Annotated in this window: 15 protein-coding genes and 1 riboswitch; of the genes, 12 read left to right on the top strand and 3 right to left on the bottom strand. The window is 44.2% G+C overall.

What is annotated here, in order from left to right; translation table 11 throughout:
- Nucleotides 1-789 precede the first annotated feature (789 nt).
- Nucleotides 790-1,671 carry a UTP--glucose-1-phosphate uridylyltransferase GalU gene (galU, locus tag N288_RS11910; protein ID WP_009793698.1) on the bottom strand — a complete coding sequence of 294 codons (882 nt, stop codon included), beginning with the start codon at nucleotides 1,669-1,671 and terminating at the stop codon, nucleotides 790-792.
- A 205-nt stretch (nucleotides 1,672-1,876) separates the two neighbouring features.
- Between galU and N288_RS11905 the strand changes: the two genes are divergently transcribed.
- The 6 genes from N288_RS11905 to dnaN all read left to right on the top strand — a co-directional run bounded on the left by N288_RS11905 (nucleotide 1,877) and on the right by dnaN (nucleotide 7,412).
- The gene (locus N288_RS11905) at nucleotides 1,877-3,508 is read left to right on the top strand and encodes a DUF6044 family protein (RefSeq protein ID WP_156917055.1); all 1,632 of its coding nucleotides are present in this window, start codon (nucleotides 1,877-1,879) and stop codon (nucleotides 3,506-3,508) included.
- Nucleotides 3,509-3,527: 19 nt separating this feature from the next.
- Complete coding sequence (locus N288_RS11900) at nucleotides 3,528-4,565, top strand: glycosyltransferase family 2 protein (protein ID WP_022543885.1); 1,038 nt, start codon at nucleotides 3,528-3,530, stop codon at nucleotides 4,563-4,565.
- On the top strand, nucleotides 4,519-4,941 hold the full coding sequence (locus tag N288_RS11895) for a GtrA family protein (protein ID WP_009793701.1): 423 nt from the start codon (nucleotides 4,519-4,521) through the stop codon (nucleotides 4,939-4,941). Before N288_RS11900 ends, N288_RS11895 begins: the two co-directional genes overlap by 47 nt.
- Before the next feature lie 98 nt (nucleotides 4,942-5,039).
- The gene (locus N288_RS11890; RefSeq protein WP_022543884.1) at nucleotides 5,040-5,717 is read left to right on the top strand and encodes an HAD hydrolase-like protein; all 678 of its coding nucleotides are present in this window, start codon (nucleotides 5,040-5,042) and stop codon (nucleotides 5,715-5,717) included.
- 18 nt (nucleotides 5,718-5,735) lie between these two features.
- Nucleotides 5,736-6,191 (top strand): NUDIX hydrolase, encoded by a 456-nt coding sequence (locus tag N288_RS11885; RefSeq protein ID WP_009793703.1) that lies wholly within the window; start codon nucleotides 5,736-5,738, stop codon nucleotides 6,189-6,191.
- 42 nt (nucleotides 6,192-6,233) lie between these two features.
- Nucleotides 6,234-7,412, top strand: coding sequence for a DNA polymerase III subunit beta (gene dnaN, locus N288_RS11880; RefSeq protein ID WP_009793704.1), 1,179 nt, complete (start codon nucleotides 6,234-6,236; stop codon nucleotides 7,410-7,412).
- Nucleotides 7,413-7,568: 156 nt separating this feature from the next.
- On the opposite strand, the gene N288_RS11875 is transcribed toward dnaN, so the two are convergent.
- On the bottom strand, nucleotides 7,569-7,805 hold the full coding sequence (locus tag N288_RS11875; RefSeq protein WP_009793705.1) for a helix-turn-helix transcriptional regulator: 237 nt from the start codon (nucleotides 7,803-7,805) through the stop codon (nucleotides 7,569-7,571).
- A gap of 111 nt (nucleotides 7,806-7,916) precedes the next feature.
- Nucleotides 7,917-8,162, bottom strand: a complete 246-nt coding sequence (locus N288_RS11870; protein WP_009793706.1) for a hypothetical protein — start codon at nucleotides 8,160-8,162, stop codon at nucleotides 7,917-7,919.
- Between the two features lie 219 nt (nucleotides 8,163-8,381).
- Here N288_RS11870 and N288_RS11865 point away from each other — a divergent pair, with 219 nt between their 5' ends.
- The 6 genes from N288_RS11865 (at nucleotide 8,382) to N288_RS11840 (ending at nucleotide 13,462) form a co-directional block, all read left to right on the top strand.
- Nucleotides 8,382-8,621, top strand: coding sequence for a hypothetical protein (locus tag N288_RS11865; protein WP_009793707.1), 240 nt, complete (start codon nucleotides 8,382-8,384; stop codon nucleotides 8,619-8,621).
- A 76-nt stretch (nucleotides 8,622-8,697) separates the two neighbouring features.
- Nucleotides 8,698-8,796: riboswitch (TPP riboswitch) on the top strand.
- Nucleotides 8,797-8,867: 71 nt separating this feature from the next.
- Nucleotides 8,868-9,470, top strand: a complete 603-nt coding sequence (gene thiT, locus N288_RS11860) for an energy-coupled thiamine transporter ThiT (RefSeq protein WP_022543883.1) — start codon at nucleotides 8,868-8,870, stop codon at nucleotides 9,468-9,470.
- A 217-nt stretch (nucleotides 9,471-9,687) separates the two neighbouring features.
- Nucleotides 9,688-10,794, top strand: a complete 1,107-nt coding sequence (locus N288_RS11855) for an ABC transporter ATP-binding protein (protein WP_009793709.1) — start codon at nucleotides 9,688-9,690, stop codon at nucleotides 10,792-10,794.
- Nucleotides 10,784-11,587, top strand: coding sequence for an ABC transporter permease (locus N288_RS11850; protein WP_009793710.1), 804 nt, complete (start codon nucleotides 10,784-10,786; stop codon nucleotides 11,585-11,587). The genes N288_RS11855 and N288_RS11850 overlap by 11 nt, the downstream gene beginning before the upstream one ends.
- A 1-nt stretch (nucleotide 11,588) precedes the next feature.
- Entirely contained in the window at nucleotides 11,589-12,392 is an 804-nt protein-coding gene (locus tag N288_RS11845; protein ID WP_009793711.1) for an ABC transporter permease, read from the top strand.
- Nucleotides 12,389-13,462: an ABC transporter substrate-binding protein gene (locus tag N288_RS11840; RefSeq protein WP_009793712.1), complete on the top strand. Its 1,074-nt coding sequence runs from the start codon at nucleotides 12,389-12,391 to the stop codon at nucleotides 13,460-13,462. Before N288_RS11845 ends, N288_RS11840 begins: the two co-directional genes overlap by 4 nt.
- The last annotated feature ends 47 nt before the right edge of the window (nucleotides 13,463-13,509 follow it).

Here is a 13,509-nt window from a genome sequence, read left to right as displayed (position 1 = left end):
AGAAAGTCATGTATCCCATCAGGCTCCTGCGATACATAAGTGGGGAGAAAAAAAGAAAGTCATGTATCCCATCAGGTTCCCGGAATACATGAGTAGGGAGAAAAAAGGATGGTCATGTATCCCATCAGGTTCCCTGAATACATGAGTAGGGAGAAAAAAGGATGGTCATGTATCTCATCAGGTTCCCGGAATACATGAGTAGGGAGAAAAAAGGATGGTCATGTATCCCAACAGGTTCCCGGAATACATGAGTAGGGAGAAAAATAGGATGGTCATGTATCCCATCAGGCTCCTGGGATACATGAGCATGGAGAAAAAAGGATGGTCATGTATCCCATCATGCTCCTGAGATACATGAGTAGGGAGAAAAAAAGAAAGTCATGTATCCCATCAGGCTCCTGGGATACATGAGTGGGGAGAAAAAAGGAGAGTCATGTATCCCATCAGGTTCCCGGAATACATGAGTAGGGAGAAAAAAGGATGGTCATGTATCCCATCAGGCTCCTGGGATACATGAGTATGGAGAAAAAAAGAAAGTCATGTATCCCAACAGGCTCCTGCGATACATGACTAGGAAGAATAAAAGAAATCATGTACCCATCGTGGGGATACATGACTCGGCTGCACGTTGATGTGTCATTAACTTTTTTCAAGCCTTACCGTTTTTAGTAAGTCCTCTTCACTTTTTCTCAGAACGAGTTTTCCCCTTAAATTCCCATTTAATGTTGCCGCTCAGTTTGGCTTCATTTTTTTTAGATGCTGAGACACTCCACCAAAGAGTGTCTTTTTTCAGCTCTCCGCTCTCTTCTCTCTCTCCCGCAAACTATACAAATATCGCTCCAGCTTTTCTTTAATCTCTTCGTTCTTAAGGGAAAACTCGATTGAAGCCTGAAGAAAGCCGAATTTATCCCCGGTATCATAGCGATTGCCTTCTATCAGACATGAATACATGGGCCCTTTTTTCAGAAGCTGCGAAAGAGCTTCAGTCAGCTGGATTTCTCCAGAAAAGTCAGGCTGAAGGGACTCCAGTACAGTAAATATCTCTGGTGTAAGAACATAGCGCCCGATGATAGCCTGATTGGTCGGAGCAGAGTCCTTTGAAGGCTTTTCGACCAGCTGCTCGATTTTACAAAGATTGCCTGCTTTGAAGGAATAGTCGATGATCCCGTATTTGGAAACGTTCTCCCAGGGAACTTCCTTTGCACCGATCATGCACGTTCCAGTTTCTTTGAATTGGCTGATCATCTGCAAGAGAGCAGGGGTACCGGAATCAACCAGGTCATCACCGAGGAGGACAGCAAAAGGCTCATTCCCGATGAATTGTTTTGCACAAAGAACTGCGTGCCCGAGTCCCAATGGTTCCTTTTGCCTTACATAATGGATTGAAGCAAGATTCGAAGCTGCTTCCACTTTTTCTAAGAGTTCGGTTTTGCCGGTTTTCTTCAGTATCAGTTCAAGTTCGATAGACTTATCGAAATGGTCTTCAATTGCACGTTTGTTTCTTCCCGTAATGATGATAATATCCTCAATGCCGGAAAGAATGGCTTCCTCCACGATGTATTGGATGGCAGGCTTGTCGGCAACCGGCAGCATTTCCTTTGGCTGGGCTTTGGTGGCGGGCAGAAAACGGGTGCCAAGACCGGCCGCCGGAATGACCGCTTTTCTGATCATGCTTGATACCTCCCAGCAGAATTTTAGCTGAATTAAGTGCACTCAACTGAACATATGAACAGGGACAAACGGGATATGCACCTTTTAATCAGGAAAAAAAGGAATAGTTCTCCTGATGCCCGCACAATTTAATACCAATGCAAGAGTTGGCGGGGTGTATGAATTGACCGGAAATCTATTCCTGAAAGACCGAAAAAATATCATCATGGCGCTTGCTGCCATTGCCTTGTATGTAAGTCCCTTATTCATTCTCGGGGAAGATGCGCATATACGAGTCCATGACAACCTGGATTCTAACCATGCATGGTATAAAGTCCTCAGAGAAAGCGGGCAGACTTATGGAACGGCAGAGGCTGTCATCCCGCAGGTCATCAACGGCCTGCCGCGCAATGCCTTTGGCACTGAACTCAGCGGCATCGTTTGGCTGTTTTCTATTTTTCCGACCATGACAGCCTATGCCCTTAATCAGCTCCTTACAAGATGTGCTGCATTCATGGGCATGTATCTTTTGCTGAAAACTCATTTTATCAGATCACCTGAATGGTCAGCCATCAGGGTGGGGGCAGCACTTGCATTCGCGCTGACTCCATTTTGGCCATCCGGAATGCTGAGCACTCTCGGTATGCCCCTTGCCTTATGGGCATTTTTGAATATACGGAAGGGGAAGTCAGACTGGAAAAGCTATCTGGCGCTCACCCTGCTTCCTTTTTACTCCAGCTTTGTTCTCGGATTTTTCTTCTTCCTTGCAGCAATGGGAGGATTATGGCTGGTTGACCTTTTCAGGGGAAAAGGCACAAATCTGCGATTTCTTGCGGCTATAGCAGGCATGACATTTTTATATCTGCTGGTTGAATACCGCCTTGTCCACTCATTTCTTTTTCTGGAAGAAGACAACAGCCGTGATGAATATTTTCATGCTCGGCTTACGTTCGCCCATTGCGTAAGGCTTGCCTTTAAAAACTTTGTTCTGGGCCATACCCATGTCATGACAGTTCACGGGCTCATTATCCTGCCTGTCACCCTTTATGCTTTATTCCTTGTCTGGAAGAATAAAAGCTGGAGGCAGGAGAGAATTTACGTATGTTTGTTTGCCTTTAATTTTCTTCTGTCCTTCTGGTACGCTTTCTGGTTTTATAAAGGATGGCTTCCATTGACAGAGCGTTTTCATTTTATGGACACCTTCAATTTTGCCAGGTTTCACTTTTTGCGGCCGCTTGTCATTTATATAGGATTTGCGCTCGCCTTAAGGATCGTCTGGACATCGTCGAAAAGCAGAAAAAGCATCCTTGCCGTCATTATCGCTCAGATTCTTTTGCTTGGAGCTTTCAATGACGAAATTATTTACAGCAGAAAGCCCTCGGTGAAAGAATTCTACGCAGAAAGTTTATTCGATGAAATAGGAAATTACATAGACAGGCCAAAGGAGGATTACCGGGTTGCAAGCATAGGCATCCATCCGGCAATTGCCCAGTATAACGGCTTTTATACGCTGGACACGTATAATAATTTCTACCCGCTCACCTATAAGCACCAGTTCAGGAAAATAATTGCGGAGGAATTGGCAAAAAATAAGACCATTCGCCGCTATTTTGATGAATGGGGAGGAAGATGCTATATCTTTACAGCAGAACTGGGGAAGCATTATATGTTCAAAAAAACTTCTGATAAAAAGCTCAAAAATCTCAAATTGGATACTGCTGTTTTCAAAGAAATGGGAGGTGAATATTTTTTTTCTGCCGTGCCGATTATGAACAGCATGGAAAACGGTCTGGAGCTGGAGAGAGAATTCACATCCGGGGATGCTGCCTGGAAGATTTATTTGTATAAGGCAATATAGACATCTAGGAGGAAGCAGAATGACTGAAACTATATTAACTATCGTTGTACCCTGCTATAACGAAGAAGAGATGCTGGCATATACGATGGCGGAACTTGGCAGGCTTCTGGAGGACCTTGAAACTGAAGGACTGATTTCCAGCTCGAGCAAGCTTCTGTTTGTTGATGACGGGAGCAGGGATAGGACATGGAATCTCATCCATAAAGAAAGCCTGAAATCTGAACGGGTGACAGGGCTTAAGCTGTCCAGGAACTCAGGGCACCAAAATGCCCTTTTAGCAGGAATTTTTACCAGCATGAAATCTTCGGACTGCATTGTCACGATCGATGCAGACCTTCAGGATGATCCCTGTGCCATCAGGGAATTTCTGGTTAAATATCATGAAGGCTGTGATATAGTCTACGGAGTTAGGAGTAAAAGGGAAAAGGATACTTTTTTCAAACGGGCGACTGCCCAGGGTTTTTATAAACTGATGGCAAAGCTTGGCGCCAGCCTGGTCTATAATCATGCTGATTTCCGCCTCTTAAGCAGGCGCGCTGCCGAGGAGCTGGCACATTTTGGGGAGGCAAATATGTTCCTGAGAGGCATTATACCCCTGATCGGCTTCCGCTCAGACCAGGTCATGTATGAGCGGAAAGAGCGGATGGCCGGGGAGACGAAGTATCCGCTGAAAAAAATGCTATCCTTTGCCCTTGATGGATTGACTTCCTTTTCGGTGACACCGATCCGGCTCGTTTTAATGGCAGGTCTTGTATCTTCTGTAATCAGCATCCTTTTTGGGACTTATTTTCTTTTTCTAAAGTTTACCGGCAGCACTGAAGCCGGCTGGACATCTCTCATTTCATCCATCTGGCTCATAGGCGGAGTGCAGCTTACCGCAATAGGAATGATCGGGGAATATATAGGGAAGATCTACAAAGAAACTAAAAGGCGGCCAAAATTCATAGTCGAAATTGATACCTACACACTGCCTGCGTCACTTCAGCTGAAAAACAGGGAGATGGAGCAGGATGAAGGATTCAGCATCAAGTATCGCCAGCTTCCTGAAACCAACTGATACACTTGTCCGGTTCCTCCTTGTCGGCCTAATCAATACACTGATCGGGCTAGGCAGCATTTATATTCTACTGTTGGCAGGGACAGGGTACTGGTTCTCCACGCTCCTCGGAAATGCTGCTGGTGCTGTGACAAGCTATTTTCTTAATAAAGCTTATACATTTAAAAGCTCACAGCCTTTTATAAAAAGCGGTCTTCTCTTTGCGAGCCTTGCGGCAAGCTGCTATTTTATTTCCTACAGCCTATCAAAGAAGCTGGTATTGATTTTGGACAATCATCTGGCATTCTATCCAGAAACGGCGGCAGTCCTGTTGGGAACTGTATTATATACAGTGTTGAATTATTTGGGACAGAAATATATTGTATTTAAAAGGTAGGCAGCTTCCATTAATAAGCTGTCTATTTTTTTCACTTATATAACTCCCTGAATGTTTTGATAATTATGGTAATATTAAGTGAGGGAAAGGAGGAATACATGAAACCATATTCGCTTATTATTTTTGACCTTGATGGGACCCTTTCAGATCCATATCCGGGAATAGCACGCTCGATCAGGTATGCTTTAGAAAAGATGGGGCGGCCTGTTCCGCCCGTGGAGATTCTCAAACTTTTCATCGGCCCGCCTCTTCACCATTCCTTTCAGGAACATAGCCTTTTCAGCAGAGAGGAAGCAGACGAAGCGGTACAGTTTTACAGGGAGAGATACACAGAAAAAGGATTATATGAAAACGAATTATATCCCGGAATATCAGAATTGCTTTTATCATTAAAAGAAAAAGACTGCAAACTGTGCGTCGCCACCTCAAAGCCTATAGCGTTTGCTGAAAGAATTTTATCTCATTTTCAAATCTCACATATTTTTGATTACATAGAAGGTGCTTCGCTTGATGGCAGCTATTCGGATAAAAAGGATATCATATCATCCGTGCTTCTGCATTTCAGGGAATATGAAAAGAAAAATATTTTAATGATTGGTGACCGGAAATATGATGTGATCGGCGCAAATCACTCAGGCATTGATTCAGCTGCTGTCCTTTACGGATATGGAACCGAGGATGAATTCTTTCAAACTGCTGATTCATCGCCGACTTATTTGATTCGGACGGTTGAAGAACTATATAGCAGCTTCGGTGTGAAAGAAAATTTAACATAAAGCAGAGGCGTGAAAGTGATGTTCATAGTAAATGTTGAAGGAGCAGTCCACAGAGGAGGTAAATGGCTGATCGGAAAAAGAAGCAGCCAGGAAAGCCATGCCGGGGGAATGCTGGCTCTGATCGGAGGCAAGGCGGAGAAGGAGGGTCATTCCACAGATGTTTTGGAAAGAACAGTAAAAAGAGAAATCCTGGAGGAAACAGGTGTACTGATTAAAGATGGAATGGAGTATGTATGCAGCAGTTCTTTCATTACGGATGACGGATATCATGTGATTGACATTGTTTTTCTGTGTGAATACCAAAGCGGTGAAGCCAGTCCAGTCTGTCCTGATGAAAACGAGGAAGTGATGTGGATGAGCATCAGAGAAATCCTTGAACAGCCGGATGCACCTGAATGGCTGACGCGGAGCATTACGGCTGCAGAAGATTTATTGCGGAAAAAAGAAATGTCTAAAAGAGGCAGGCGGATTTAGCAGTGAAAGAGAGCTATTCTCATATCAAAGGAGGTGGACCAGATGGAATTTAAAGTAAATGGTGAGAGTATTTTTGAAAGCATCAGTGAGGCGGCAAGAATCGCAGGGGGAAGCCATAGTGCTGCTGGCAAACTCGTTATGATAGAAGCACACAGCGGAGGCCTTTCTGTCTCTTCCGGAAACGGGGACCGCTCTGTGATCTTTGAGCACCCATTAATAAACTGCAGGGATTCTGGCCTGGATATATTGGAATATGGAAAGCTGGCAGCTGATGGAAGAATGCTTTCTGAAGTCATCAGGAAAATACCTGGCCGTTTAAGCATCAAAGCTTCCACTTCACATAAAATCCTGATTAATTCAATGGACAAGCAGATTTCCGCAGCGATTGCGGGTTTCCCGCTAGACCAGTTTCCTGATAGAGCACATGTAGAGTTTCCTTATATATATCCATTGGAAGCATCTGATCTTGCAGCAGGATTGAGGAATACAGCTGCATCTGCGGCCAAAACAAGCTCAAGGCCAATCCTGGAAGGCATCAATCTGGCATTTGATGAAAACGGGCTGACATTCACGGCGACAGATTCAAGCCGGCTTGCCATGTGGAAAGCTGACGGCTCTGCTGGGTTCAGCCAGTCATTTACTCTCCCGGCAAGAAATGCAGCAGAATTGCTCAAATTGATAGGCAAGTCACCAAGCGGAGAAGCAGCCATTTATATATCTGATTCACAGGCCGTATTCGCCACATCAACATTCCGTTTCTGCTCTTCGCTTTTGACCGGCAGATTTCCCTCTTCTGAGAAACTGAAGCCGGAAGGGTGCAAAACAGAGTTAGTCATCAATAGGAAGCACCTTCTTCAAGGTGTCAAGCGGACAATGATATTTGCTGGAGAAAAAAGAAGCTCTCTTGTTTCCATCCAAGCCAAGGATGAAAACTCCATCACTATATCTTCCCCAATGTCTGAAATGGGCATGATCGAGGAGGTGCAGGAATTGCAGAGCATCAGAGGAGAAACAGAAGCTTCAGCAGTAATAAATGGGAGTTATCTGGCGGATGCGCTGATAGGAACAGAGTCAGAATATATTAAAATAAGGCTTTATGGGACAATGAAGCCAATCCTGATCTCTTCCCCTGGGGAGGCAAACTATTTTCACCTTATTTCTCCTGTCAGGACTGCATCAGGGATGTTCCTTGGCAAGGGACAGGTTCAGAATCAAGATTAAAACTGAAAGGTGAGAAAATCAAATCTGAAGGGGATCTGAATACTAGTAGAATATTATTAACAGAGGGAAATCTGTTGCGCTGTATCAAGTAATCCAGCTGGAAAACGGCCAAAGCGGGGAGGGCTAAGCAGAGGTATTTCCTCCCATCCAGGCTTTTTAGCTGAAAGGAGGCATACCGCGGCCGATTTCCTTAATGATGCTGGTAATGGATTCAATATCCTGCGCTTCAAGTCCGAACGCATTTTTAATCTTTTTTTCTATATTGTCTGAAACATTGCGTTTCCCGATTTCAATCAAAGCAACCAGTGAAAAGCTGCAATTAATCATTTTGGCGAATTCACGCTGTGAAAGATTATAATTCTTTCTGATAAACTTAATGATTTCTTTATCCAAGGTTAAATCTCCTTTTTTCTTTTATTTTCATATTATAAAAGAAAGTGAAGAACATCACTAGTGAAATATAAAAATAAAAGAAGGAAGGAGAAGAAAAAAGCGGCTTTTGAGTTAAAGCGGCTGCTTGGCTGGCTGATCTGCGCGTGGTATCCGGCTATAGACAAACCACATGTTCAGAAACTCGACTTTGAGCTTCTCGCCGGGCTTCAATTTTTCAGTTTCATTGACCACAACAAGCTTCTGACCTTCCAATTCCACTGTTTTCTCATCCACTGCGTCAGCGATATAAACCTTGAAAATAACTTTATTGAACCAATATGGATTCAGCCTGCCTTTAATATCAAGGATATTCTTCATCTTAAAGCCTCCTTCCTGTATGCATGTAAATTCTTATTATTTGAAAATTTAAACAATTACAAGAATACTTCATATATTAATTGAATACCCGATTAGATCATATAAAAACCAGTAAAACTGATGAATTGAATAGAACATACGTTCTGTAATATACTAAAGTATGGACGGGAAACAACTTTTCCTGCCTGGAGCTTAATCTGTACTTAGAGGAAGGATCATATGAAAAAATGCCTTTATTGCCAGGCAGCGGGGGACCTGATCCCCCTCAAGGAGTGGAACAGGGACCGTACGATTTATTATTGCAGCAAGCATTATGAACAGGTGCTTAAGTTCCAGGAGAGAGAACAAAGGGAATTTGTCGACTATTTCAGACAGCACCCTAAGCTGCTGGAGTATCTCAGCAGCAAAAGTCTTGAACTTTATGAAAAGCTCGAAAAAGAGAAAGGAGGACCGGCATGACAAAACGATTTTCAGAATATGCTCTTTTCCTGCCTGATGGAATGAGATATAATGCATTATAGTATTAATTACATAACGTAACCACAAGGGGAGCTTAATGCTGAGAGTGAACTTTTGTTCTGACCCTTTGAACCTGTTAGATAATTCTAGCGCAGGGATGTGGATGGATGGGTGAAGGTATGCCCGCTTCCTGATCAGTTCTCCCTTGAGGTTTGCGTTAATTCGGACAAAAGGGGAGAATTTTTTATGAAAAAATTAGGGCTGGTTGCCTTGATTGAAGCATCTTTTTTTGCAGCATTCGCTGTTATTCTTGATCTGCTTCCTTCTATTAAACTAACGCCTGCAATATCCATTTCCATTGCAATGGTGCCCATCTTCATACTTTCATTGCGATGGGGCTGGAAAGCGGGCTTCATTTCCGGATTCTTATGGGGGATTCTCCAGATTGTCATGGGCGACGCCTGGATAGTGACGCCCCTGCAGACTTTCATTGAATACTTCGTTGCTTTCGCCTTTATTGGCTGTGCCGGCTTCTTAGCTCTTGCCCTCCAAAAAAGCCTTGCTGAAGGCAAGAAGGGTAAGGCTCTGGGATGGACAGCTGCAGCCATTTTCCTTGGCAGTGCGGGCAGATATTTCTGGCACTTTCTTGCAGGTATGATTTTCTTTGGAAGCTATGCACCTGAAGGGATGTCTCCTTTTGTATATTCTCTCATGATTAATGGGATAACGATGCTCGGGTCAGCTGTCTTATGTACAGCCGTATTGTGGCTCCTCCTTTCTGCAGCGCCGCGCCTGGTACAGAGGAAACAGGTATATTCCGCTGCGGAAGAGCATAAATTGGCGAACTGATAACCATGTGCACAAAGCAGTCCCTTCTGGCGAATCGGCCAGAAGCGACTGCTTTTGTTTTTAAAAAAGGGAAATTGAAGAGAATTGCTGAAAAATGCTTTCATTCGACAAATTTTGGTATATAATAAGTTACGCTATTATACTAAAGTGATAAACTGGCCTACAAGGCTTAACTTCTAGAGGTACATCGACTATTAATATAGTAAAGGAGATTGAAATGACAGATAAGTTTATTATCCGCTTTGAAGATGTTACAAAACAATATGACAATGACAGTCCGGTTCTGGACGCCGTCAGCTTTGATATAGAAAGGGGAAAGTTCTACACGCTCCTTGGTCCTTCAGGCTGCGGAAAAACGACGATCCTGCGCCTGATTGCGGGTTTCATCGAACCGACAGAAGGATCCATTTTCTTCAATGGACAAAAAATCAATAAAGTGCCTGCCAACAGGAGGCAGGTCAATACCGTGTTCCAGGACTATGCACTTTTCCCGCATTTGAATGTATTTGAAAACGTGGCATTCGGATTGCGCATCAAAAAAATGAAAAACCAGGAAATCAATGAGCAGGTGAAAGAGGCGCTCAAGTTTGTCAACCTGGAAGGATATGAACAGAGGGAAATCAAAGAGATGTCAGGAGGGCAGAGGCAGCGTGTCGCGATTGCGAGGGCAATTGTCAATAAACCGGAAGTCATCCTGCTGGATGAGCCCCTTTCTGCACTGGACCTGAAGCTGCGTACAGAAATGCAGTACGAGCTGCGGGAGCTTCAGAGAAGGCTTGGCATTACGTTTATATTTGTCACCCATGACCAGGAAGAGGCGCTTGCTCTTTCTGATGAAATCTTTGTGCTGAACAAAGGCCGGATTGAGCAGAGCGGAACGCCAACTGATATTTATGATGAGCCTGTCAACCGGTTTGTGGCCGACTTCATCGGTGAGTCCAACATCGTCGAAGGGACCATGCTAACCGATTATCAGGTTGAATTTGCAGGCAGGAAATTTGAATGTGTAGACGCCGGCTTCGATTTGAATGAAAGGGTTGAAGTGGTCATCAGGCCGGAGGATATGGAAATTACTCCGAGCGAGCAGGGCAAACTTCAGGTACGTGTAGATTCACAGCTATTCAGGGGAGTTCATTATGAAATTTCCTGCTTTGATAAAGATGGGAATGAATGGCTTGTCCATTCTACACGAAAGGCAAAAGTAGGGGATGAAATAGGCCTTCATTTTGATCCGGAAGCCATCCATGTCATGAGGCCGGGAGAATCTGAGGAAGAATTTGACCGCAGGCTGGAGGCTTATCAAGAGGAAAGCCATGAGAACTAATCAGACACGCAACCTGTATCTGATCCCATATTTGCTGTGGATCGTTTTATTTGTCGTGACCCCTTTGTTTTTGGTGCTGTATTATTCATTTTTTGATATAGAAGGGCAGTTCACATTCGGGAACTACCAGAAATTTTTCACGCCCGTTTACCTGAAAATGACTTTGAGCTCTTTCTGGTATGCGTTCCTGATCACTGCCTTTTCTTTACTGATTGCCTATCCGACTGCCTACCTGCTTACGAAGACCAGGCATAAGCAGCTCTGGCTTCTGATGATCATCATTCCTTCCTGGATCAATCTGCTGCTCAAGGCTTATGCTTTTCTCGGCATTTTTGGAACTTACGGGGCAGCCAACAGCTTCCTTGAGGTGATCGGAATAGGTTCAAGGCAGATTCTGTTTACCGATTTCAGTTTTGTTTTTGTATCGGTATACATCTTCCTGCCTTTTATGATTTTGCCGATTTTCAATTCGCTTAACGAATTGAATTCATCGCTCATCGATGCATCCAATGATTTGGGGGCATCACCCTGGACTACTTTTACACGGGTTATTTTCCCGCTGACGCTGGATGGCGTCAAATCCGGCTGCCAGGTTGTATTCATCCCTGCACTTTCCCTCTTCATGCTTACCCGCCTGATTGCAGGGAACAGGGTCATCACCCTGGGCACGGCCATAGAACAGCATTTCCTTGTCACTCAGGATTGGGGGATGGGCTCCACCATTGCCGTATTCCTGATCCTTACGATGGTGATCATCATGCTGCTGACCGGAAATCGCAGGAGGGGGGCATAGCATGGGGAAATTATCTAAATGGTCATCACTTTATCTGATCCTTGTATTTTTTGTTCTTTATGCGCCAATATTTTATCTAATGTTTTATTCTTTTAACAGCGGCGGGACAATGTCACATTTCGAAGGGTTCACGCTGGACTGGTATAAAGAGCTTTTTGCTGATGCAAGGCTATTGATAATTGTGCTGAACACCATCATCATTGCCCTGTTGTCGGCTGCCATATCAACGATCATCGGAGTGGCCGGTGCACTTGCCATTTTTTATGTAAGAAAGCGGCAGGTCAAGAGCACACTCTTATCTTTGAACAATATTCTGATCGTCAGCCCCGATGTTATCATCGGTGCTTCCTTCCTGATTTTGTTTACGATGATCGGAATCAAGCTCGGATTTACATCGGTCCTGCTCTCTCACATTGCTTTCTGCGTTCCGATTGTAGTTATAATGGTGCTGCCTAAAATCCAGGAAATGAGCCCTACACTTGTGGACGCTGCGAGGGATCTAGGGGCAAGCCGCTTTGATGTTCTGTCCAAGGTCGTTCTGCCATATATCACACCAGGCATTTTTGCGGGCTTTTTTATGGCCCTAACCTATTCACTTGATGATTTTGCAGTTACTTTCTTTGTAACAGGGAATGGCTTCACCACTTTATCGGTTGAAATCTACTCTCTGGCCCGGCGCGGGGTTTCGCTGAACATCAATGCACTTTCCACGCTGCTGTTCCTGTTCACACTTATACTGGTGATCGGCTATTATTTCATCACCCAGAAAAATGCGAAGCCGACTGGAATGGGGGTCAAAAAATGAAACAGCTCGGTAAAGCCCTGCTGGTCATTGCTGTCATTTCTGCACTTCTGCTGTATGCAGTCTCCCGGCTTAATTCCTCACAAGGCTATTCCAGCGGAAATACGCTGACGGTCTTTAACTGGGGAGACTATATCGATGCAGAACTCGTGGACCGCTTTGAAAAAGAAACAGGCATCAAGGTGATTTATGAAACCTTTGACAGCAATGAAGCCATGATGACCAAGATTGAACAGGGCGGGACAGCCTACGATATAGCGGTTCCGTCAGAATATGCAATTGAAAAAATGAAAGAAGAAGATTTGCTTTTACCGGTAGACCATTCAAAAATTCCAAACTTGAAATATATCGACCCGAGGTTCATGGACTTGGCATTCGATCCAAAAAATGAATACTCTATCCCTTATTTCTGGGGGACGGTCGGCATAGCCTATAACACAGATCTGCTTGGGGACAAAGAAATTACAAGCTGGAATGACCTTTGGGATGAAGATCTGCGAAACCAGATTCTCCTAATTGATGGTGCAAGGGAAGTTATGGGAATGGGCTTGAATTCCCTCAATTATTCCCTTAATGATCAAAATAAGAAGCATCTGAGGGAAGCGAAGGAAAAGCTTGATACCCTTACTCCGAATATCAAAGCCATTGTCGGGGATGAAATCCGGATGCTGCTTGAAAACGATGAAGCAGCCATAGGTGTTGTCTGGTCAGGAACTGCTTCAGAGCTGATGTGGAAAAAGGACAATATTGAGTATGTTCTCCCTGAGGAAGGGACGAACCTGTGGTTTGATAATATGGTCATTCCAAAAACGGCAAAAAACGTGGATGCCGCCCACCAGTTCATGAACTTCATGCTTGATCCGGAAGTCGCTGCCCAGAATACCGAATATGTAGGCTATTCGACGCCGAATAAAGAGGCGCTGAATTACCTGCCGGAGGAAATTGTCAGTGACAAGCGCTTCTATCCGGACCCGGAAATGACCGAAAAGCTGGAAGTGTACGAGAACCTTGGGAAAAAAATGCTCGCACATTATAATGAACTGTTTTTGGAATTCAAAATGCATAGTAAATAATAGCAGCGGCTGGAGGAGTCTCCGGCCGCTTTTTTGCATTCTAGCAT

It is taken from the genome of Bacillus infantis NRRL B-14911, assembly GCF_000473245.1.
Classification (GTDB): Bacteria; Bacillota; Bacilli; order Bacillales; family Cytobacillaceae; genus Bacillus_AB; species Bacillus_AB infantis.
Note: the sequence above shows the minus strand (reverse complement) of the source record. Positions and strands in the feature narration are given on the sequence as shown.